General features: G+C 70.3%; 15 protein-coding genes. 5 read left to right on the forward strand and 10 right to left on the reverse strand.

The genetic code is table 11. The annotated features are described in order from the left end of the window. The first annotated feature begins 194 nt into the window (after positions 1-194). Positions 195-1,010, forward strand: a complete 816-nt coding sequence (gene erm / locus HNR40_RS25160; protein ID WP_184965432.1) for an ErmE/ErmH/ErmO/ErmR family 23S rRNA (adenine(2058)-N(6))-methyltransferase — start codon at positions 195-197, stop codon at positions 1,008-1,010. Here erm and HNR40_RS25165 read toward each other — a convergent pair. From HNR40_RS25165 to HNR40_RS25200, 8 genes are all read right to left on the reverse strand, one after another. Beyond that, a complete protein-coding gene (locus HNR40_RS25165) occupies positions 999-2,390 on the reverse strand; it encodes a putative hexosyltransferase (RefSeq protein ID WP_184965435.1) in 1,392 nt (463 codons plus the stop codon). The genes erm and HNR40_RS25165 overlap by 12 nt on opposite strands. A 180-nt stretch (positions 2,391-2,570) precedes the next feature. Then, positions 2,571-3,506: a S8 family peptidase gene (locus HNR40_RS25170; protein WP_184965437.1), complete on the reverse strand. Its 936-nt coding sequence runs from the start codon at positions 3,504-3,506 to the stop codon at positions 2,571-2,573. A gap of 141 nt (positions 3,507-3,647) precedes the next feature. Then, a complete protein-coding gene (locus tag HNR40_RS25175; RefSeq protein ID WP_184965439.1) occupies positions 3,648-5,468 on the reverse strand; it encodes a chitinase in 1,821 nt (606 codons plus the stop codon). Positions 5,469-5,471: 3 nt separating this feature from the next. Beyond that, the gene (locus tag HNR40_RS25180; protein ID WP_184965440.1) at positions 5,472-6,881 is read right to left on the reverse strand and encodes a carbohydrate-binding protein; all 1,410 of its coding nucleotides are present in this window, start codon (positions 6,879-6,881) and stop codon (positions 5,472-5,474) included. Beyond that, positions 6,878-8,539 carry a glycosyl hydrolase family 18 protein gene (locus HNR40_RS25185; RefSeq protein ID WP_184965442.1) on the reverse strand — a complete coding sequence of 554 codons (1,662 nt, stop codon included), beginning with the start codon at positions 8,537-8,539 and terminating at the stop codon, positions 6,878-6,880. The genes HNR40_RS25180 and HNR40_RS25185 overlap by 4 nt, the downstream gene beginning before the upstream one ends. Positions 8,540-8,624: 85 nt before the next feature. Then, on the reverse strand, positions 8,625-10,874 hold the full coding sequence (locus tag HNR40_RS25190) for a glycoside hydrolase family 18 chitinase (RefSeq protein WP_184965444.1): 2,250 nt from the start codon (positions 10,872-10,874) through the stop codon (positions 8,625-8,627). 360 nt (positions 10,875-11,234) lie between these two features. Next, positions 11,235-13,052 (reverse strand): M14 family metallopeptidase, encoded by a 1,818-nt coding sequence (locus HNR40_RS25195; protein ID WP_184965446.1) that lies wholly within the window; start codon positions 13,050-13,052, stop codon positions 11,235-11,237. A 92-nt stretch (positions 13,053-13,144) separates the two neighbouring features. Continuing rightward, the gene (locus HNR40_RS25200; protein ID WP_184965448.1) at positions 13,145-13,819 is read right to left on the reverse strand and encodes a nitroreductase family protein; all 675 of its coding nucleotides are present in this window, start codon (positions 13,817-13,819) and stop codon (positions 13,145-13,147) included. Between the two features lie 93 nt (positions 13,820-13,912). Here HNR40_RS25200 and HNR40_RS25205 point away from each other — a divergent pair, with 93 nt between their 5' ends. The 4 genes from HNR40_RS25205 to HNR40_RS25220 are packed head-to-tail and all read left to right on the forward strand — an operon-like array spanning position 13,913 to position 17,627. Continuing rightward, positions 13,913-14,392 (forward strand): Lrp/AsnC family transcriptional regulator, encoded by a 480-nt coding sequence (locus HNR40_RS25205; RefSeq protein ID WP_184965450.1) that lies wholly within the window; start codon positions 13,913-13,915, stop codon positions 14,390-14,392. Between the two features lie 51 nt (positions 14,393-14,443). Next, the gene (locus HNR40_RS25210) at positions 14,444-15,343 is read left to right on the forward strand and encodes an ATP-binding cassette domain-containing protein (protein WP_184965452.1); all 900 of its coding nucleotides are present in this window, start codon (positions 14,444-14,446) and stop codon (positions 15,341-15,343) included. Next, positions 15,340-16,092 carry an ABC transporter permease gene (locus HNR40_RS25215; protein ID WP_184965454.1) on the forward strand — a complete coding sequence of 251 codons (753 nt, stop codon included), beginning with the start codon at positions 15,340-15,342 and terminating at the stop codon, positions 16,090-16,092. Before HNR40_RS25210 ends, HNR40_RS25215 begins: the two co-directional genes overlap by 4 nt. Next, positions 16,089-17,627 carry a CocE/NonD family hydrolase gene (locus HNR40_RS25220; RefSeq protein WP_184965456.1) on the forward strand — a complete coding sequence of 513 codons (1,539 nt, stop codon included), beginning with the start codon at positions 16,089-16,091 and terminating at the stop codon, positions 17,625-17,627. The genes HNR40_RS25215 and HNR40_RS25220 overlap by 4 nt, the downstream gene beginning before the upstream one ends. On the opposite strand, the gene HNR40_RS25225 is transcribed toward HNR40_RS25220, so the two are convergent. Beyond that, positions 17,600-20,734, reverse strand: a complete 3,135-nt coding sequence (locus tag HNR40_RS25225) for an AfsR/SARP family transcriptional regulator (protein WP_184965458.1) — start codon at positions 20,732-20,734, stop codon at positions 17,600-17,602. The two genes, HNR40_RS25220 and HNR40_RS25225, sit on opposite strands and share 28 nt — an antisense overlap. A gap of 21 nt (positions 20,735-20,755) precedes the next feature. After that, positions 20,756-21,553 carry a MerR family DNA-binding transcriptional regulator gene (locus HNR40_RS25230; protein ID WP_184965460.1) on the reverse strand — a complete coding sequence of 266 codons (798 nt, stop codon included), beginning with the start codon at positions 21,551-21,553 and terminating at the stop codon, positions 20,756-20,758. Between the last annotated feature and the right edge of the window lie 5 nt (positions 21,554-21,558).

The following is a 21,558-nucleotide window of genomic DNA, read 5'->3' on the forward strand; positions in this document are numbered from 1 at the left end:
AATGCGTTGCGAGCGTTCGCGCGGCCCTCGTAGGGTCGTCGGCATGTATTGCTCCTGCTTCTACAGCATCCGCATCCGCAGCGGCCGGGCTCTGGCTCGCTAGCGGACTGCTCGACTTCTTAGCGCGTCCGTAAAAGCGCGCCCAGGGCCCTTCGAGATCCCATTCATCTCGAGGACCCGAAAGGGCTGCAGCTGTGGCGCAGAACTTCGCACACGGTAACTATTCCCACACTCAGAAGAAGGCCAGGAACTCCGGCGGCGGCCGCACGCCCAGAGACAAGACGCGGCGCGATTTGTCGCAGAACTTCCTGGTCGATCGGCATGCCGTCAACCTGATCGTGAAGGCCGCGCGGCCGCACGGGCTGATACTCGAACCCGGCGCCGGGGAAGGCGCGCTCACGGCCGTGCTGGCCCGGCAGGAGGACGTGGAGGTCGTCGGCTACGAGATCGATCCGCTTCTGGTCGCCAAGCTCAGGGCCAGGACCGGGCTGACGATCGTCAAGGGCGACTTCACCAAGGCCAAGCCGCCGAAGGAGCCGTTCGCGGTGGTCGGCAACATCCCGTACTCGATCACGTCGAAGATCGTCGACTGGTGCCTGCGGGCGCCCGCGATGACCTCGGCGACCCTGCTCACCCAGCTGGAGTACGCCCGTAAGCGCTCGGGCGACTACGGCAGGTGGAGCCTGGTCACGGTGGAGAGCTGGCCGTGGTTCCACTGGGATCTGCTCGGCCGGGTCGGCCGGGAGAGCTTCCGGCCGGTGCCGGCGGTCGACTCCGGCATCCTGCGCATCGAGCGGCGGCCCGAGCCGCTGGTGGAGGCGGGCGCGGCCTGGCGGGAGCTGGTCGAGCTCGGGTTCACCGGGGTGGGCGGCTCGCTGCGCGCCTCGCTGAAGACCCGCTACCAGGGCGTCGACGCCGCCCTGCGGCGGGCGGGCGTCGAGCGCGACACGGTGGTGGGATACGTCCACCCCGACCAGTGGATCACCGTCTACCGGGAGCTACACGGCTGACTTCATCCGCCCCTCGGAGGGGGCGGACACCGGCTTGGCGAGCTCTGGGACCGTCGGATTACGGCGGTTCCAGGGCATCGCCATGACCAGGATCGGCAGCAGCACGATGGAGGCCAGCGCCCACTGCGAGTGCAGCTCCCACCAGGTGTCGACGTCGAACTGCGTCATGTAGAGGTAGCCGTAGGCGGCCCAGGCCGAGCAGCCGATGATCGCCGGCCAGGCGAAGCGGGTGGGCCTGGCGACCAGGAACGGCATGAACCACATGAGGTACTGCGCGCCGAGCCGGGGCGTGACCACCATGAAGGCGATCAGCATCGCGATGGTCATGTCGATGGGGTCGGCCCGCCGCCACAGCAGCACGCAGGCGACCATGGTGGCGTAGATCAGGTAGGTGCCGGGGACGACGAGGTCGGGACGCAGCTCCCAGTTGCCGTCGCTGAACTGCGCGGCCCAGCCCCAGTCGCCGACGATCGGCCGGATGTCCCCCATGACGGACATCGCTTCCCGGATCTGGCCGAGCGAGGTGTTCACCACGAGCGGCAGCGAGAGCAGGAAGAGCACCGGCACCAGGCCGGTGAAGAACAGCGAGACGATCCTGGCCCGCAGGTTGGGCAGGAGCAGCAGCATGCCCGGGATCAGCCAGATCGGCCAGCTCTTCGAGCACAATGCCAGGCCCATGAGCGCGCCGGCGAACATGCCGCGCCGCAGGTAGTGGCGGTCGTCGCGCGTCGGCATGAGCGAGCGGTGCAGCAGGCCGCCGGGGCGGATCACCCTGTCCAGCGCGTTGCGCCAGCCGTAGGCGGCGACGCCGCGGCGCAGGCGCACGGTCACCTGGGTCGTGACGCCCGTCCGGTACGGCGAGCCAGGCCCGCGCGCCACCACGAACGCGGCCACGCCGAAGGCCAGCGCGACCGGCTCGACCTGGCCGTGGATGGCCGCGACCAGCAGGGCCAGCGGGTTGAGCGCGTATTGCAGCGCGCGCAGGTTGGCCTTGGGCCCGCCGGACAGCTTGGCCACCAGCGGGATCAGCGCGATGTCGGCCACGATCGTGACCAGGCGCCCGGCGAACTCCCACGGGATGCCCAGCCAGAGCAGGAAGCCGTAGACGTACGGGATCGTCGGCAGGAAGTGCCAGCCGCCCTCGCTGGCCAGGACCGGATCCTGGCCGTTAAGGATGGCCACGCCCGCGGGCTTGAAGCTCTCCATGAAGTCGACCGGCTGCCAGGCGTCGTCGGCCGCGGTGAACAGCAGAAGCGTCCGTACGGCCACGCCCACGAGGATCGCGACGACGAGGGATGGTCTCCAGTCACGCCATTGGGCGAGAAGGGCGAGCACGACACCGGCGACGAGGACTATCCCCGTGAGGACTGCGTATTCCATGGCGGCCTCTAGCCTGCCGTACCCGGGAGGGTGCTGCCACCGGGGCAGGCGAATGCGCGGTCAGACATGACACTCGATAAGTATGCTTACCAACACCATTTGTGCACTCCTTTTACCTGCGGTGACACCTGGCCGAGGCGCTATTCCGGCCGGGAAACTCACAGGAAACTCTCAGCTCGTTCACCTGGCCAGCGCCGCCTTCGCGTCGACGACGCCCAGGCCCAGACGCAAGTCCTTGGTCGGGTTCTGCGCGGTCTGCCGGATGGCCCTCATGGTCTGGTCGGGGGTCTTCCCCTGCCCGATCAGAAGCGCCGCCAACCCGGACACGTACGGCGCCGCCATCGAGGTGCCGTCGAGCAGGCCGTACCCGCTGGTGTTCTTGAGGGTCTCCGGGGTCGCGTAGGTCGGCAGCGTGGACATGACGCGCACGCCGGGGGCGGTGACGGCGTCCTCGGCGCCGAAGTTGGAGAAGTCGGCGGGCTTGCCCTGCTGGTCGCTGGCGCCGACGACCAGGACCTGCGTGGCCGCCTTGTACGGCTGCCTGGCGGTGCCCTCGTTCCCGGCCGCGGCCACGACGACCGCGCCTCTGCTGTAGGCGTGCAGGATGGCCGGGTTGAGCGTGCCGCCCTTGAGCAGCCGTGACAGCAGGCCGGTCTCGCCCAGGCTGAGGTTGATGACCTTGGCGCCGTTGTCGGCGGCCCAGACGATGCCCTTGACGATCGTGGCCCTGTCTCCCGATCCGACGGCGCCGAGGACGCGTACCGGCATGATCATGGCGCCGGGCGCCGCGCCGGCGATGCCGATGCCGTTGCGGGTGACGGCGGCGGCGATGCCGGCCACGTGGGTGCCGTGGCCGTTGCGGTCCTTGGGGTCCTGGTCGCCGTCGACGAAGTCGTAGCCATCGACGATCTTGTCCTTGAGGTCGGGGTGGTCGGTGTCCACGCCGGTGTCCACGATCGCGATGACCACGCCGTCGCCCTGTTCCTGTGTCCAGGCCTGGGGCAGCTTGATCGCCGGGAGGCCCCACTGCTGGGGTTCGAGCGGGTCGGGTTCGGGCGAAGCGCAGCCCGCCACGATCGCCAGGATCGCGGCGAGCGTCAATACTCGCCTCATCATGCCCCCCGATGCTCACGATAAGTCCCGACAAGACTACACAGAGCACATAAAGGGGTAGACGGGAGGAGCGAGGTGAGGCGCCTCGGGGGAGGTAACCCGGAAACCTCTCCCGAGGAGCCTCAGCCCCGCTCCTCCCGGGTCTCAGCCGAGCGCGTTGAGATACGCCCGGTGGCTGCGGGAGAACTCGAAGGAGTTGTACTTGTCCCAGTTGATCGACCAGGTCATGAGCCCGCGCAGGTTCGGATAGACCCCACGCGGCCGGTACGGCCCGCAGTTCGTGCCCTTGGCCAGGCAGTCGAAGGCCTTCTGGACCTCGGCCACCGTGGTGAAGCCGTTGCCGGCCCACGGCGCCGCCGGCAGGCCGATGGCGACCTGGTCCTGGCGGAGCGCGGGGAAGACGTTGGCGGTGTCGCCCCTGATGGGGAAGCCCGCGAGCAGCATGTCGGTCATCGCGACGTGGAAGTCGTGGGTGCCCATCGTGTGGTACTGGTTGTCCAGGCCCATGATCGGCCCGGAGTTGTAGTCCTGGACGTGCAGGAGCGTCAGGTCGTTGCGCATCGCGTGGATCACCGGAAGGTAGGACGCGCTGCGGTTGTCGGAGGCCCCGCTCGGGCCGGGCCCGTAGAACTGGTAGCCGAGCTGGACGAAGAAGGTCTCCGGCGCCATGGTCAGCACGAAGCGGGAGCCGTACCTCGCCTTGAGGGTTCTGAGGGCGGAGATCAGGTTGACGATCACCGGGGTGGTCGGGTTGCTCAGGTTGGTGTCGCCGGAGTTGAGATAGAGGGAGTGGCCTTCGAAGTCGATGTCGAGGCCGTCCAGGCCGTAACGGTCGATGATCGCGCCCACCGAGGAGACGAACGCGTCACGCGCGCCCGCGCTGGTGAGCTGGACCTGGCCGTTCTGGCCGCCGATCGATATGAGGACCTTCTTGCCCGCGGCCTGCTTGGCCCGGATGGCGGCGATGAAGTCCGCCTCGGACTCGACGTTCGGGCACTCGGCCGCCGGGCAGAGCCGGAAGCGGATGTCGCCCGAGGTCACCGAGGTCGGCTCGCCGAAGGCGAGGTTGATGACGTCCCACTCGTTCGGGACGTCGGCCATCCGGATGTAGCCGGAGCCGTTGGCGAAGGAGGCGTGCAGGTAGCCGACCATGACCCGCTTGGGCAGTTGCCCGCCGTTTCCGCCGCCCTCGGTCGTGGTGCCGGGGACCTCGGCGGTGTAGGCGGAGCAGTTGCCCGAGCCGTCGCAGGCGCGGACCTTGAAGCGGTAGGTGGTCTTGGCGGTCAGGCCGCCGACCGTGGTCGAGGTGCCCGTGACGGAGGTGGGGGCGCCGCCGTCGCGGGAGAGCTCGTAGCGGGCGATGGTGCCGGAGTTGTCGGTGGAGGCCGACCAGCTCACCGACAGCGAGCTCTGGGTGGCGCCGCCCACGGCGAGGTTGCCGGGGACGGTCGGCGGCGTGGTGTCGTCGGGCGGCGGGGTGCCGGGCGGCCCGTCGAGCACCACGTCGTCGGCCTGGTAGGCGCCCTGGCCGTACCAGCTGTTGACGTAGACGGTCACGCTGGTCGTGCTCGCGCCGGTGGTGAACGTCGTGCTCAGCTGGCGGTAGGCCGAGGGCGACGACGTCCAGGTGCTGACGTCGGTGGTGCCGGTGCCCAGCGCGCCGAGGAAGACGTAGCCGCCGCGCACCCAGGCGGACAGGGTGTAGGAGGACGAGGGCTTGACGCTGATCGACTGCTGGCAGCGTCCGGTGTCGCTGCCGGCCGGGGTGGCCTGCAGCGCCTTGGATCCCGAGTGGACCGGGGTGGTGACCGCCTGGGCTCCGGACGAGGCGGTGCAGGTCCAGCTCGCGAGGTCGCTCTCGAAGCCTGGGTTGCTCAGGATGTTCGCGGCGAGAGCGGGCGTGACGGAGACCGCCGTGAGGCCGAGGGCCAGCACGGCGGCCGCCGCGAGATGACGAAGGCGCATCGCCTAGAACCCCGCGGTGATGCGGGTGAACTCCCAGTCGGCCTGGGCGATGCCGCTGCAGTTGGACTGCACGCCGCCGCCGGGGCACGGCCGGTCACGGTTGACCGCCCAGTACGCCAGCCTGGTCAGGCCCTTGGACTTGGCCCAGTCGCGGATCTGCGTCCAGGTGGCCGGCGAGGTGAGCTCCTGCTGGTCGGACAGGCCGTTCATGCCGGAGATGCCCATGCGGGCGTAGGCCTGCGCGTCCGTGTAGCCGTAGGCGTTCTTCAGCGCGGTCTTCAGGCCCTCGGAGGCGTTGACGGTGTCCTGGTACATGTTGGAGCCGCCGAAGTCGAACGGCATGATCGTGAAGTTGTCGATCGGCACGCTGAGCGCCTTCGCCTGGTTGATCAGGCGGACGCCGTGGGAGTTCGGGCCGGTCCTGGTGGTGCCGAAGGTCACGACGATCTTCACGCTCGGGTTGTTCTGCTTGACGATCTTGAGGCCGTTCAGGATGCGGTCCTGCACCGTGTAGTTCTCGAACTCGTCGGTGTTCTCGATGTCGAAGTCCACGACGGCCGGTCCGACGGCGTTGATGACCTGCTGCACGGCGCCGGCGAAGGCCGCCGGAGTGGAGCAGTTGGGGCCGAGCTTGTTGCCCGACCAGCCGCCGAAGGAGATCTGCACGTTGCCGCCGGCGTTCTTGATGGCCGATATCGCCTGGGCGTCGGTGCCGCCGGTCAGCGGCCGGTTGCCGTCCCACGCCGGGTTGCAGCCGCCGCTGGCCAGGATGAAGGCCATGGTGAAGGACTTCACGCCGGTCGCGCTCATGACGGTCGCGGGCGCGGGCGGGTTGCCCCAGCCCATGTAGAGGTATGGCGCGCCGGCCATCTTGCCCGGCGGGTCGGGGTTGGTGCAGCCGGAGGTCGTGGCGGAGGCGTCACGGCCGGTGGACTCGCCCACGCTGTTGTACGCCTTCACCGTGTAGGTGTGCGACGTGCAGACGCCCAGACCGGAGATGGTGGCGCTGGTGCCGGTAACCGTCGTCCTCAGGGCCGTGCCCTCGTAGACGCGGTAGCCGGTGACCGTCCCGGAGGAGGCGCCCCAGCTGAGCGCGATGGAGGTGTTGGTGACCGTGGTGCTGACGTTGCCGGGCTGGCCGGGCACGCCCGGCTGCGGGTTGCCGCCGCCGGACCGCCACAGCGCGGGCACGTTCGGCGGCTCCCAGCCGGGCTGGGAGGTGTGCGCCTGGATGGCGGTGTAGCTGGTGCCGTTGTAGGTGACGACGGCGCCGATGGCGTACGGCGTCCACGGCGCCCAGTCGGCGAAGAACGCGATCGTGCGGGCGGAGCCGGCGGTCGCGGTCGTCGCCGAGGCCAGGCCCGCGAACAGCAGGGCGGCGGCGGATATCAGCGCGACTAGAAGGCGTCTCATGGCATTCCCTGAAGGTGCGGCTTGACGGTCTTGGAGAAGTTCCAGTTGTGGCTGGCGTCCCAGTTGATGGACCAGGTCATGGCGCCCCTGATGTCCGGCCACGCCTGCGGGGGCACGAAGCTGCCGCAGTTGGTGCGCTTGGACAGGCAGTCGAGTGCCTGGTTGACCAGGGTCGGGGAGACGACTCCGCCGCCCGCGGCGCCCGGTCCGGCCGGCAGGCCGAGTGCGACCTGGTCGGCGCGCAGGCCGTTCTGGAGCTGGATGCAGGCGAGCGCGGTCATGAAGTTGACCGTCCCCTGCGAGTAGGCCTGGGCCTGGTCACAGCCGAGCATGCTGCCGGAGTTGTAGTACTGCATGTGGACGACCGTGAGGATGTCCTTGATGTTCAGGGCGAGCTTGAAGTACTCCATCCCGGTCGACTGCATGTCGATGGTCTGCGGGGCCATCGTGATGATGAGGTTCGAGCCGGCCTTGGCGCGCAGTTCCCTGAGTGCCTGGCCCATGTAGGTGGCGTTGAGCCCGTTCTCCAGGTCGATGTCGACGCCGTCGAAGCCGTAGCTCTGCATGATGCCCCAGACGCTGTTGGCGAACTGGGTCGCCGCGGCGGAGTTGGTCACCTGGACGCGTCCCAGCTCACCGCCGACGCTCAGGATGATCTTCTTGCCGCGCTGGTGCAGGGCCTGCACGTCGGCACGGAACTGGGCGTCGGTGTAGCCGCCGAGCGCGCTGGCCAGGCCCGGGTCGAGGGTGAAGGTCACCTGGCCGGGGGTGCTGGTGGCCTCGGCGAAGGCGATCGCGACGAGGTCGTACTCGTTGGGCACCGCCGACAGCCGCAGCTCGGTGGCCGGGTTGACGAAGTTGTGCCAGTAGCCGGTGAGGAAGTGCTTGGGCAGCGGGCCGCCGCCGGTGCAGCCGGTGGTGGTGCCCGAGGCGTCACGCCCGGCCGACTCGCCCACACTGTTGTAGGCCTTGATCGTGTACGTGTGCGACTCACACGTGCCCAAACCCGAAATCGTCGCGCTCGTACCGGTCACCGTCGACTTCAACGTCGCACCCTCATAGACGCGATAACCCGTGACCGTCCCACTGGACGCGCCCCACGACAGGGCCAGCGAACTGTTCGTCGCACTCACCGACGCCGCACCCGGCTGACCCGGAATGCCCACGCAGCCGGTGGTGGTGCCCGAGGCGTCACGCCCGGCCGACTCACCCACACTGTTGTAGGCCTTGATCGTGTACGTGTGCGACTCACACGTACCCAAACCCGAAATCGTGGCACTCGTACCGGTCACCGTCGACTTCAACGTCGCACCCTCATAGACGCGATAACCCGTGACCGTCCCACTGGACGCGCCCCACGACAGGGCCAGCGAACTGTTCGTCGCACTCACCGACGCCGCACCCGGCTGACCGGGGACGGTCGGCTGCGGGTCGCCCTGGACGCTCTTCCAGAGGGCGGGGACGTTGGGCGGCTCCCAGCCGGGCTGGGAGGTGTGCGACTGGCGGGACTCGAAGTCGGCCGAGTTGTAGGTGACGCGGGTGCCGGTGGGATAGGAGGTCCAAGCCTGCCACTGGGGGTAGGCGACGGCTTGGGCGGGTGGTCCGACCAGGCCGAAGATCAATCCGACGACCAGGACGAGTAAGGCGCGGTATTTCATGAATTCTCCGGTTTCGAGTCGTACGGCCCGCGCCCCTGGGGGGCGAGGGCGCGAGCCGTACGGGCCCGTGGGGTGGGGGGTGTGTTCAGCGCAGGCCGTTGCTGAGGGCCGTGGTGAGGGATCCGTCGTCGCCCGACATCTCCCAGACCATCGCGCCCAGCAGGTTCTTGGCCTTGATGTACTCGGTCTTCTTGGCTATGGACCAGGGATCGTCGAACGTCCACCACTGACCACCGGGGCCGGTGTAGCAGTAGGAGGAGATCGACTGTTCGTCGTGCCTGACCGTGCAGCCGGGCACCCGTGAGGCGATGTTCTTGTAGCCGCGCGTGCCCGCCTCCTCGGGGAAGTCGCCGGGCGCGGCGCCGTTGGCCGACTGCCACTCGCCGGACTTGCCGCCGTCGGCCACCTGCTGCCAGCCGCGGCCGTAATAGGCCAGGCCGAAGGTCAGCTTGCGCGGGTTCACACCCGCGTCCAGGTACTTCTGGATGGCCTTGTCGACGCTGAAGTCCGGGTTGTACGGCGAGTCGGTGTCGAGGTGGAGGTTGCCCTGATGGCCCGTGCGGTTGGGCTCCCAGGAGTTGTCGCTGCCCGCGCCGTGGAAGTCGTAGCCCTGGACGTTGGCGAAGTCCAGGTACTGGAAGATCCTCGACAGGTCCCACCCGGCGTCGATCTTGACCGGGTCGGCGGGGGTGAAGGCGGTCAGCAGGTAGCGCTTGCCGGTGGTGACCGTCAGCGCGTCGAGCTGGGTGCGGAACTCCTGCAGCAGGAGGGTCAGGTTGTTCTTGTCGTTCGGGCCGACGTGGTTGCCCGCGTGGCCGGGGGCGCCCGGCCACTCCCAGTCGACGTCGATGCCGTCGAAGACGCCCGCCGCCACGCCGGGGCCGCCGCGGCCCTGGTAAACGGGCAGGTCGCCCTTGATGTACATGTCGATGCAGGACTTCACGAACGCCTTGCGCTTGGCGTCGGTGGAGGCGGCGTCGGAGAAGTACTTGGAGTATGTCCAGCCGCCGAGCGAGATCAGCGACTTGAGGTGAGGGTGCTTGGCCTTGAGCTTCTTGAGCTGGTTGTAGCTGCCGGCCAGCTTCTGGTCCCAGGTGTCGCCCACGCCGTCCACCGACTCGCCCGCGCCGAAGCCCTTGACGTAGTCGGCCCACGCGTCGCCCTGGCTGGGGTCCTGCGGGTTGGGGGTGGTGGCCCGGTCCACGCCGTTCATGCAGGTGTGCTGCGTCGGGTGGACGTTGGAGAAGGCGTAGTTGACGTGGGTGAGCTTGGCGGCCTGCGCGTCGAGGCTCTTCATCGTGTACGCGCGGCCGTAGATGCCCCACTGCACGAAGTAGGCGACCTTGTTGTAGCTGCCGCCCGGGGTCTCCGGCTGGGTCTTCGCGGTGAACGGCGCGCTCTTGTCGGACTCGTTGCCCGACGGGTCCACGGCGCTGACGGTGAACGTCTGGTCCGTGTCCGGCGGCAGGCCGCTGACCGTGGCGCCGGTCGTCGTGGAGGTGGTCTTCAGGGTGGCGCCCTGGTAGACGCGGTACTCCTTGATCGTCCCCGAGTTGTCCGTCGAGGCGTTCCAGGCCAGGCTGATCGTGGTGCTGGTCTGGCCGGGCGAGCGCAGGCCGGCGGGCACGCTCGGCTTGACCGTGTCCGGCGTGCCGGTGGTCGTGACCGTGACCGGGGCGCTCTTGTCCGACTCGTTGCCCGACGGGTCCACGGCGCTCACCGTGTAGGTGTGCGCGGAGCCGGGTGACAGGCCGGTGAGCTGCGTGCTCGTCCCCGTGGCCGTCTTGACGACCGCGGCTCCCTCGTAGACCCGGTACTCCCTGATCGTTCCCGAGTTGTCCGTGGAGGCGTTCCAGGCCAGGTCGATCGTGGTGTCGGCCTGCGCGGTCGAACGCGGGTTGCCCGGCACGCTCGGCTTGACCGTGTCGGTGGGCACGCCGTCACACGGGTCGCCGTTGAGCTTGCAGTTCTGCGGTACGGCCTGTGCGCCGCCCGGATTGCCGAGGAAGCCGAAGGTAACGGTGGCGCCAGGAGCGAGGGTCCCGTTCCATCCGACGTTGCTGAAGGTGAAGTGCTGCCCACTGCGTGCCAGGGTGGCGTCCCAGAACGAGCCGACCGTGATGCCGGCGGGCAGGTCGAACTCGACCTTCCAGCCGGTGATCGTGCTCGTGGTGCCGTTGGTGACGGTGTAGCGGCCTTCGAAGCCGCTGCCCCAGTCGGAGGTCTTCGTGAACGCCGCGGTGGCCGAGGCGGCCTGAGCGGGCCCTGGGACGACGAGGGTTAACAGCAGACTTGCCAGCGCGGTCAGGGAAAGTAAAGGAAGGGTACGCCGCATGATCGCTCCCTCGGCGGGAGAACTGTGGGGGGTGTCCTGCCCTGGTGGAGGTCAGGCAGGTGGTACGAGCGGCAACGGATGGTGATCGTGGCAGGCTGTGGGGGGTGGGGGGCGCGCCATGATTGCCTCGGTTCAGATCTTCTCTTAGGAAAGTTTCCTAAGAGTTATGGCGATCGTAGGCTTGACACCCATGCCTTACAAGACCTAATTCCATCTTCAATCGCCGCAGCTGGTCACCAACTCCGCGCCACGGGTTAAAAGCGCACCGTAACGGCGGCTTCGCCGTACCCGCAAGACGGTCCGCCCCACAGACAAGAGCGCGCCCCCACACGCGGGTGGGGGCGCGCCGTCGGGAAGGGACTACGGCTGCTGCGTGATCTTGACGTCGTCGACGCCCGCCTCCAGCAGGGAGGCGGTCGAGGCGTCGGCGGCCTCGATGAGGACACGCACGGTCTGGCCCGCGAACGGGGTCAGGTTGGCGTTGGCCACGGCCCACGAGCCGTTGCGGTTGGTGGCCGCGCCGAGCTGCTCGAACACCTGGGTAGTGGTGTTGCCGACGACCTTCACGCGGAAGTAGTCCGCGTTGGAGGAGTTGGTGCCGTGTGCCAGATACCACGACAGCGACAGGGACAGCGAACCGGTGGCCGGCAGCGTGATCTGCGGCGACTGGATCGAGGTCAGCCCGCCGTCGATGTCGTGGTCGCCGGCCGCGGCCCCGGCCAGGCGGCCGGTCACCAGGTCGTTGACGCCGCTGACCGTCGTGCCGAGCTGCTTGGCGCCGCTGGAGGTGGTGGCCTCGGGGTCACCGCGTTCCCACAGACCCGTCGTGGCGCTGCCCGGGACCACGGTCCAGCCCTTGTCGGTCTCGAAGGTGTCCTCCCAGACGGTGGTGCCCGGCGTGGTGCCGCAGTACTGGGCCTCCTTGCCGATGATGCGGTAGACGCAGTCGGAGTACTCCAGGAAGCGCAGGGCCGCCTCGCGGTTGCGCGTGGTCTGGGGCACGATCTGCTCGTCCGGCGGGTAGAAGCCGGGACTCGCGGTGCGCGGATACATCTCGAACGTGAAGCTGAAGATCTTGTAGACGCCCCACATCCAGTCGTCGATGGTCCCGTCGGTGATGTACAGGTCGCTGGCCTGCTCCGGCGTGTAGTTGTTGGTGGAGGCCATGTTCTGGCCGAGCGTCGCGTGGGCGTCACGGTCGTCCTGGGTCAGTCCCGGCGCCGTGTCGTTGAAGGTGTAGCCGTAGGGCCACAGGATCAGCTCGCTGTAGGTGTGCCAGTCGATGTGCGACCTGATCTGCTGCTTGCCGCCGACCACCCGGCCGCGTACCCAGTCGGCCACCGCCTTCACCTCGACCGCCGACTCGGGGGCCGTGCCCCGGTAGGTCTCGCTGGAGGTCGAGCCCGAGGAGCCGCCGCAGCAGCCCCAGTTGTAGTTCCAGTTGCGGTTCATGTCGGTGCCGACCGCCGTCGAGCCGGAGTTCGGCTGGCGGTTCTTGCGCCAGGAGCGGTAGCTGCCGGTCGCGATGTCGTACTCGCCGCCGTCCGGGTTGAGGTCCGGCAGGATCCAGATCTCGCGGGAGTTCACCAGGTTGGTGATGCGCGCGTCGGTGCCGTAGTTGTCGGCCAGCAGGTGCATCAGGTAGAGCGCCATCTCGACCGTGAGGTGCTCGCGCGCGTGCTGGTGCGCGGTGAACAGCACCTCGGTCTCGTTCTCGTCGGTGCCGACGTTGTCGCTGATCTTCACGCCGACGAGCTGTCTGCCCTGGTACGACGTGCCGTAGACGAACTTGCTGGCGATGGTCGGTTTGGCGGCGACGAGCGCGTTGATGTTGGCGTTCATCTCCGCGTAGTTGTGGTAGCCCGAATCCGACGGCGGGAAGTCAAACGCTGCCGCGCCGGACGGGGATAACGGGCGTGGCACCTCCGTGACCCGGTAGCCGAGCTTCTTGATCGCCGCGACCTCGGCGGACGTCGCGGTGACCAGAACCGAGTCAGCCGCCACCTCCTCGATGGCCGCGCCGGTGCCCGAGACCGCGCTGCGCTGGCGCGCGTCGGCCGGGCCCTGAACCCGATACTGCTTGTTCGCGGGCGGTTCGGCACCCGCGCCCACCTCGGTGATGCCGGTCAGGCAGAACAGGCCGAGGACGGCAAGCAGGATCGTTAATCGGCGTCTCACCTCGTTCCTCCTCAGGCGCGCGATTAGGGGGGTGTGTTGACGCGCGCCTGCACCGAGAGTGAAGACTTCCGCTCAGCCGGAAAAGGCCCAATTCAGCGGTAGTGCACCATGGCTTGCTCTAGTGGCTTCCTGGTTAGGTCCGGTACCTCGGCGCCGGCGGCGGCGTAACCCACGGGGAACAGGATGTAGGGGCGCTCGTTGGCGGGGCGCTCGCAGATCTCGGTCAGGAAGGCCATCGGGTTGGGCGTGTGGGTGAGCGTGGACAGGCCCATCGCGTGCAGCGCGGCGATGAACAGGCCGCAGGCGATGCCGACGCTCTCGTTGACGTAGTAGTGCTTGGTCTTGCCGCCGTCGGGACGCAGGCCGTACTTCTCGGCGAAGCACACCACCAGCCACGGCGCGACCTCCAGGTAGCGCTTGTCGGAGGTGGTCTCCAGCGGGGCCAGCGCCTCGCGCCACTCGGCGGGCAGCCGGCCGCCCTCGTAGTTCTGCCGCTCCTCGACCTCGGCGGCGTCCCTGATGCGGCGCTTGGTCGCCCGGTCGCCGACCACGACGAACTTCCACGGCTGCTGGTGGGCGCCGGAGGGGGCGGTGTTGGCCGCCAGCACCGCCAGTTCGACGCAGCGGAGCGGGACCGGCTCGTCGCTGAAGAAGCGGACGCTGCGGCGCCGGTCGAGGAAGTCGTAGAACTCGCGGCCGCGGGCGAGCATGTCGTCCGGCTCGTAGCGTTCCGGCGTGTAGGGGCGGAACGGGAACTTGTGCTCCATGAGGACGCAGTCTGCGGACGCGTGCCGGATATGACAACCGAGTGCCCGCTATCCTGACGATCTGACAGTGAAAGCCGGGTATCAGGAGACAAAATGGCAGCCAAGCGTGCCGGGCTGGACGCGCTCGACCTCCGGATCCTCCAGCTGGTCGCCGAGCAGCCCCGCAGCGGCCTGCTGGAGTTCTCCCGGCTGCTGGGCGTGGCCCGCGGCACCGTCCAGGCCCGCCTGGACCGCATGGTCGCCGACGGCGTGATCACCGGATTCGGCCCCGGCCTGTCCCCCGAGGCGCTGGGCTACCCCGTGCAGGCGTTCACCACGCTGGAGGTGCAGCAGGCCTCCCGCGAGCACATCTCGCGCACCCTGTCGGCCATCCCCGAGCTGATCGAGGCCTACATCGTGACCGGCCCCGGCGACGTGTGGTGCCGCATCGCCGGCCGCGACCACGAGCACATCCAGGAGATCATCGACCACATGCTCACCATCGACGGTGTACGGCGCAGCACCACGGTGATCACCCTGTCCACCGTCGTGCCGCACCGCGTCCTCCCCCTGGCCGCGCGGGCTGCCAGCTAGCCGCCAGGCCCCTGCCAGCCCGTTGCCAGCCCCGCCCGCGAACCTCGGGGCATGGACTACGCGATCGAAGCCGAAGGGCTGGTCAAGAGATACGGCGACAAGGCGGCCCTGGACGGGGTCGATCTCGGCGCCAGGGCCGGGACGGTGCTGGGCGTGCTCGGCCCGAACGGCGCGGGAAAAACGACGGCTGTGCGCATCCTGGCCACGTTGCAACGCCCCGACGCGGGACGGGCCCGCGTCCACGGGCACGACGTGGCCGAACGCCCCGCCGAAGTACGCAAGCTGATCGGCCTGACCGGCCAGTACGCCTCGGTGGACGAGAAGCTCACCGGCGTGCAGAACCTCATGATGATGGGCCGCCTGCTCGGCATGAACCGCTCGTCGGCCAGGGCGCGGGCGACGGAGCTGCTGGAGCGGTTCGGGCTCACCGAGGCCGGCGGGCGGGCCGCGTCCGGGTACTCCGGCGGCATGCGCCGCCGCCTCGACCTGGCCGTCAGCCTCGTCAGCCGGCCGAGCGTGCTGTTTCTCGACGAGCCGACCACCGGGCTCGACCCGCATGCCCGCAGCGAGCTCTGGGAGGTGGTCAGGGAGCTGGTCGCGGACGAGGTGACCGTGCTGCTGACCACGCAGTACCTGGAGGAGGCCGACCAGCTCGCCGACGACATCCTGCTGATCGACTCCGGCAGGGTGGCCGCCAGTGGCACGCCCGACCAGCTCAAGGCCATGGCCGGCGGGCACCGGCTGGACATCAGGCCGCTGCGGGCCGAGGACGAGGAGAAGGCCATGGCCATCCTCGGCTCCGGCGAGCTGAGCATCCCGATCCACGACCTCGCCATGGCGCCGGCCGTACTCAGGAAGCTGGACGAGGCCGGGATCGTGCTGGCCGAGCACGCGCTGCGGCTGCCCTCACTCGACGACGTCTTCCTCACCCTCACCGGAGCACGCGCATGATCTCGCAGAGCCTCACCCTCACCTGGCGCAGCCTGGTGCCGTTGAAGAACAGTCCCGGCCAGCTGCTGGCCATGCTCATCCAGCCGGTCTTCATGATCGTCATCTTCGTCTACCTGTTCGGCGGCGCGGCGGGCGGCGACCGGGCAGAGGCCGTGCAGTACATGCTGCCCGGCGTGCTGGTGCAGGTGGCGCTGATGGCCACGATCGGCACCGGCATGAACCTGGCCACCGACATCGGCAACGGCGTCTTCGACCGGTTCAGGACGATGCCGATCGCCCGGATGGCGCCGCTGGCCGGGCGTATCCTCGCCGACCTGTGCACGATGACGGTCACGCTGGCGATGGCGGTGCTGGTCGGCTACCTGGTCGGCTTCCGCGTCACCACCTCGCCACTTGAGGCGCTGGCGGGGCTGGGCCTGGTGCTGCTGTTCACGATGGCGCTGAGCTGGGCCTCGGCCTGGATCGGCGTGATCGCCAAGTCGGTCACCGCGATGCAGGGCATCTCCACGGCCGTGCTGCTCCCGCTCACCTTCGGCAGCAGCGCCTTCATCCCCGCCACGGACCTGCCGGGCTGGCTGACCGCCTGGATGTCGGTGAACCCGGTCTCGCACCTGGCCGCGGCCCTGCGCGGCTTCACCGTCGGCGGGCTGGACGCCGCCGACGTCTGGATCACCCTCGGCTGGACCGCCGCGCTGCTCGCCGTCTTCGTACCGCTCGCGCTGCGCGCCTACAACAGGAGAGTGCGATGAGGACCCGCGACGGCGTCGAGCTCGCCACCACGGTACGGCTGCCGCGCACCGGCGCCCGCCACCCCGTCCTGCTGGTCCGCACCCCCTACGGCCGCGACACGATCCCGGGACCCGGCCTCCGCCTGGACGTGGAGCGCCTGGTCGGGGCCGGATACGCGGTGGCCGTGCAGGACGTGCGCGGCACCGGCGGTTCGGAGGGCGAGTTCCGCGTCTTCACCGGCGAGGCCGAGGACGGTTACGACGCGGTGCGCTGGGCGGCGACCCAGCCCTGGTCCGACGGGAACGTCGGCATGTTCGGCGACTCCTACCTCGGCCTCACCCAGCTCCTGGCCGCGCAGGAGCGGCCGGAGGGCCTGCGCGCGATCGCGCCCAGCCTCACCCCCGGCTCCTACCGCGAGATCGTGTACGAGGGCGAGGTGGTGACGCTCAACAAGATCCTCACCGTCTGCGCGATGACGTTCGCCCTCGACGAGCTGCGCCGCCGCATCCGATCCGGTACGGCGGAGCCGGTCGCGGAGGCGGAGTACCTGGCCGCGCTGGGCTTCCCCGACCGGTTCCCGCAGCGGATGCGGGAGCTGGCCGAGCGGCTGCCGCTGTCGGACCAGCCGCTCCTCAACGACCTGATGCCCGCCTACGCCGCCTGGATGGAACACCCGGACGCCGGCGCGGCGGTGTGGCGGGGCGGCACGTTCGACTACCCGCGGATCGAGGTGCCCGCCCTGGTGAGCACCGGGTGGCACGACTTCTGCCGCGACGCCTCCATCCGCCACTTCCAGCGGCTCGGCGGGAGTTCGCGGCTGATCGTGGGCCCGTGGACGCACATCTCGCACGGGCGGGAGATCTTCGGGCGCGACTACGGGCCCACAGCCTCACAGGAGGCGATCGACTGGACGGGGCTGCATCTGGCGTGGTTCGACCACTGGCTGCGCGGCTCGCCTCTGGAGGGGCCGGTGGTGCGGTACTTCGTCATGGGGGCCGACGAGTGGCGCGACTCGCCGCGGTGGCCGGTGGCGGCGCGGCGGGTGCCGTACCACCTGGGGCAGGGCGGGGTGTTGTCCACGACGCCCTCGCACGGCACGTGGGAGTTCGCGGCCGACCCGGGCGATCCGGTGCCGACCGTGGGCGGGGCGGTCATGGACTTCACCGGGTTCGGGCCGCTGGACCAGCGGCCGCTGGACGGGCGGGCGGACGTGCTGCGCTTCGCGAGCGCGCCGCTGGTCGGCGACGTGGAGGTGACCGGGCGGGCCGAGCTGGTGGTGCGCATGTCCACGACCGCGCCGACGGCCGACGTCACGGGCAAGCTGGTCGACGTGCATCCGGACGGGCGGGCCGAGCTGCTCACCGACGCGGTCACCCGGGCCGTGGGCGGCGAGGTCGTGGTGGACCTGGGGTGGATCTCCACGGTCTTCCGGGCCGGGCATCGGATCAGGGTGGACGTGGCCGGCTCCAATTTCCCGAAATATGCCAGGAATCCGGACAAGGGGCTGACCACGATCCACTCGCCGTCCTACGTGATGTTGCCGATCAGGTCGTAGACCTCGTCCTGGGTCAGGGCCGCGCCCCGGGCGTGCAGCTCCGTGAAGCGGTCCTCTCCCAGTGCGGCCCGTGCCGTCGCCATGCCCACGTCGGTGTCCGTCGCGACGTCGGCACGGCCGGCGCCGAACAGCAGGGCCGCTTGCTCCATGTCGCCGCCGGCCAGCGCCGCCAGCGCGAAGCTGCCGTAGACGGTCGCCAGCACCGGCAGGTCGGGTGCCGAGCCCAGGGGCGTGCCCCACATGACCGCCAGCGCCTCCCGGTGCTGGGCGAGGCCGCCGGGCAGGTCGCCGGAGGCCACCAGGGCTCTGCCGTAGCGGGTGCGTACCGTGGCGACGAGCTGCGGGATCGGGGCGGCCCGCGCCATCATGTCCACGGCGGCCGACAGCGCGGTCAGCGCCTGGCCGTACTCGCCGCGCTGGTAGCCGATCATCCCCTCGCCCAGCCGGAGCTGCACGAGCACGTCCGGGTTGATCTCGTCGGTGACGCCCAGCCTGGCCTTGGCCAGGTCGGCCGCCGCGCCGTCCAGGTCGCCGCCCTGCGCCCGCAGCACCGCCAGCCTGGTCAGCGTCGAGACCGACTCGTTGGCGCTGATCCACGCGCTGGTCAGCGAGGTAACCTCGGAGTAGAGGTCGGTCACCGGCCGTCCCTCACCGGCGCGCAGGGCGGCGAGCTGCAGCAGCGCCTCGCTCAGCCCCCACCGGTCGCCGATCTTCCTGAACCCGCTCACCGCCCGCTCCAGCGCCTCCTCGGTCGCCCGCGGGCCCCTGAGCATGAGCGCCGAGCTGGCCAGCCACAGGTCCTCGTCCTCGGCGTAGGAGAGCAGCAGCCCGTAGGCGTGCTCGTCGCGCCCGGCGATCATCGCCATCACGGCCTTGCCGATCCGCAGCATCGGATGGACAGGACCTTCGCTCTCGGCCCGCGCGATCAGCGCGTCCATCTCGGCCGACATGCGGTTCAGCCGCGGCCGGTCCACCACGATCCGGCCGAACATCGTCACCCCGACCGCGAACCTGCACGCCGCATAAGCCTCCGCCAGCCCCGGCGGCGGCTCCTCGCCCGCCAGCGCGAGCGCCTGCTCGGCCCACTGCGCGGACTCCTGCCGGTAGCCGCACATCCACCAGTACCAGTTCAGCGCGCCGCACAGCCGCAGCGCCGTCCCGGTCTCGCGCTCGTCCAGCGCCCAGCGCAGCGCCGCCGCGCAGTTGTCGCGCTCGGCCGCCAGCCGCTCGATCCACTCGATCTGCTCATCCGTCCGCAGGTACGGCACCGCCGTCTCGGCCAGCTCCCGCATGTGAACGGCCAGCCGCCTCCTGAACTCCCCGCTCTCCCCCGCCTCGGCCAGCCGTTCCAGCGCGTACGCGCGGATCGTCTCCAGCATCCGGTAGCGCCCGTCGTCGCCCGCCTGCACCAGCGACTTGTCGGCCAGCGCGCCCAGAACGTCAGGGTCGCCCCCGCACACCGCCTCCACCGACTCCAGCGCCGCGCCGCCCGCGAACACCCCCATCCGCCGCAGCAGCGCCCGCTCGTCCGCGGTGAGCAGGTCCCAGCTCCACTCGACGACCGCTCTGAGCGTCTGCTGCCGGGGCAACGCGGTACGGCTGCCGCCGGTCAGCAGCCGGAACCGGTCGTCGATGCGCTCGGCGAGCTGCCGCGTGGTCATCGTGCGCAGCCGGGCGGCGGCCAGTTCGATGGCCAGCGGCATGCCGTCGAGGCGGCGGCAGATGTCCGCGACGTCACCGACGTTGCCCGCGTCCAGCCGGAACGACGGCCGCGCCGCGACCGCCCGGTCCAGCAGCAGCCGTACCGCCGGGTAGGCGGCCGCCCGCTCGGCGTCCACACCCTCGGGCGGCAGTTCCAGCGGCGGGATGGGCACCAGCCGCTCGCCCGCGACGTTCAGCGGTTCCCTGCTGGTGGTCAGGACCCGGAGTCCTGGGCAGAGCGCCAGCAGCCGCTCGGCCACGACGGCGGCGGCCTCGATCACGTGCTCGCAGTTGTCCAGCACGATCAGCGCCCGCTCGCGCCCGAGCCGCTCGGCCACCCGGGTCACCGGATCCTCGCCCGGCTGGTTGAGGTCGTCGCGCAGCCCGAGCGCGCCCGACAGCGCGCCGGGCACGTCGGCCGGGTCGGCGATCGGGGCCAGCTCGACCATCCAGGCGTCGCCCTCGCGCAGGGCGGCCTCGGTGGCCAGGCGGGTCTTGCCCGCGCCGCCAGGACCGACGATCGTCGCGAGCCTCGCCTGCCCGAGCAGGCTGACGAGCTGGGCCAGTTCGTCGGCCCTGCCGACGAAGCCGGTGAGCGGCGCGCGTACGTTGCCCTTGGCCTGGCGCGGCTCGGGACGGCGGGCCGGGACCTCGCCCTTGAGCACGGCGAGGTGAGCGGCGCGCAGGTCGGGACCAGGATCCACGCCCAGGTCGGTGGCCAGGGCGCCCCTGACCCGCTCGAACAGCGCGAGCGCGTCGGCCTGGCGGCCCGCCGCGGCCAGGGCGCGCATGGCGAGACCGGCCAGGCGTTCGCGGTGCGGCTGCGCGGCCAGTTCCTCGCTCAGCCCGGCGGCCAGGGCGGCGACCTCACCATCGCCCGGCGCCCTTGCCAGCACGGCCTGGGCGTGGGCCTCCAGGGCGAGCAGGCGTTCCTCCTGCAGCCCCGCCGCGACGTTGGCCAGATGCGGCACCGCCAGCAGATCGGCCAGCGCGGGCCCCCGCCACAGCGCCAGCGCCGCCTCCAGAGCGGGCTCGCGATCCTTGCCCGCCTTCAGGGTGTCCTGTGGGTTGCGGACGGTCCGCGTGGAAGCGTCGACGGTCTGGGTGAAGGCGTGGGCGTCGACCCGCTCGCGTGGGATCGGCAGGACGTAACCGCCCGCGCGGCCGTCCACCGTCAGGTACGGGCGCAACGCGGCGCGCAGGCGCTTGACCAGGGTCTGCAGGGCGTTGGCCGCGTTGGCCGGCGGCTCGTCCGGCCACAGCGCGTCGATCAGCCGCTCGGCGCTGACGACCTGCCCGGCCTCCAGCGCGAGCATCGCCAGCAGCGCGCGCACCCGGGCGCCGCCCACGGACACGGGGACGCCGTCGTTCGTGACCTCCAGCGGTCCGAGGATGGATATGCGCACGCACTCCATCCTGCCGGGTGCTCACGACTTCAGGTGCACGGCCACCTCCATGCCCACCGGCTGCCCCTCCTCCAGCAGGCCGATCTGGCGCACCTGGGACAGCGACACCTCGGCGCCGCTCTCCTGCGCGGCGGCCAGCAGCGCGAGCACGGCCGGGTGGGTGGCGCCCTCCACCATGGGCACGTCCTGGTCCCAGCGCCAGCGCACCACCATCTCCCGGCCCGTCTCGATGGTGCCGCGCTCGACGTCCGTCCAGGACTCCGGCGGCAGGGCGGCGACCGGCCAGCAGCACAGCACCTGGACCTCGGTCTCGCTGCCGGGGGTGGCCCTGATCGTGGTCCAGAACGCGCCGGTCGGGCGGTTGCCCTCCGCGTCCAGGCGCCGCCACAACCCGGCGAACAGCGCGTTGGCCTCCTCGTCGTCGGCGATGTCCGGGGGCAGGACGACACCTGCCCAGGGCTGGGCCTCGGCCTGCCGTACCTCCGTCTGCCAGTGGATGGGGCCGGCGAGCAGGCGCTCCAGGGCGTCGAGCGCGGCGTCCTGGCGTTCGCGGTCGGCGGCCAGCCTGGCGCGGTGGTCGGCCAGCGTGGCCGTCGCGGACTCGGCGTCCTGGAGCAGCTTGGGCGCCTCGGCGAGTGGCAGGTCGGCGGCGCGGGCGGCCTTGAGCCTGAGTGCGTGCTCGAACTGGGTGGCGCTGTAGCGGCGGTGCCGCGACCACGGGTCCACCGAGACGGGCGGAAGCAGGCCCTGCTCGTCGTACAGGCGCAGGGCCTTCAGGCTCAGACCGGTCAGCTCGGCGAATTCCCCGATGTTCATCATGGGAC

The organism is Nonomuraea endophytica, from assembly GCF_014203235.1.
Classification (GTDB): domain Bacteria; phylum Actinomycetota; class Actinomycetes; order Streptosporangiales; family Streptosporangiaceae; genus Nonomuraea; species Nonomuraea endophytica.

Coding starts and splice junctions, on each gene's coding strand:
- HNR40_RS25170 (WP_184965437.1), bottom strand. CDS start 3,506: ATGATGAGGCGAGTATTGACGCTCGCCGCGATCCTGGCGATCGTGGCG.
- HNR40_RS25210 (WP_184965452.1), top strand. CDS start 14,444: ATGGACTACGCGATCGAAGCCGAAGGGCTGGTCAAGAGATACGGCGAC.
- HNR40_RS25175 (WP_184965439.1), bottom strand. CDS start 5,468: ATGCGCCTTCGTCATCTCGCGGCGGCCGCCGTGCTGGCCCTCGGCCTC.
- HNR40_RS25190 (WP_184965444.1), bottom strand. CDS start 10,874: ATGCGGCGTACCCTTCCTTTACTTTCCCTGACCGCGCTGGCAAGTCTG.
- HNR40_RS25180 (WP_184965440.1), bottom strand. CDS start 6,881: ATGAGACGCCTTCTAGTCGCGCTGATATCCGCCGCCGCCCTGCTGTTC.
- HNR40_RS25205 (WP_184965450.1), top strand. CDS start 13,913: ATGGCAGCCAAGCGTGCCGGGCTGGACGCGCTCGACCTCCGGATCCTC.
- HNR40_RS25230 (WP_184965460.1), bottom strand. CDS start 21,553: ATGATGAACATCGGGGAATTCGCCGAGCTGACCGGTCTGAGCCTGAAG.
- HNR40_RS25200 (WP_184965448.1), bottom strand. CDS start 13,819: ATGGAGCACAAGTTCCCGTTCCGCCCCTACACGCCGGAACGCTACGAG.
- HNR40_RS25215 (WP_184965454.1), top strand. CDS start 15,340: ATGATCTCGCAGAGCCTCACCCTCACCTGGCGCAGCCTGGTGCCGTTG.
- HNR40_RS25185 (WP_184965442.1), bottom strand. CDS start 8,539: ATGAAATACCGCGCCTTACTCGTCCTGGTCGTCGGATTGATCTTCGGC.
- HNR40_RS25165 (WP_184965435.1), bottom strand. CDS start 2,390: ATGGAATACGCAGTCCTCACGGGGATAGTCCTCGTCGCCGGTGTCGTG.
- HNR40_RS25220 (WP_184965456.1), top strand. CDS start 16,089: ATGAGGACCCGCGACGGCGTCGAGCTCGCCACCACGGTACGGCTGCCG.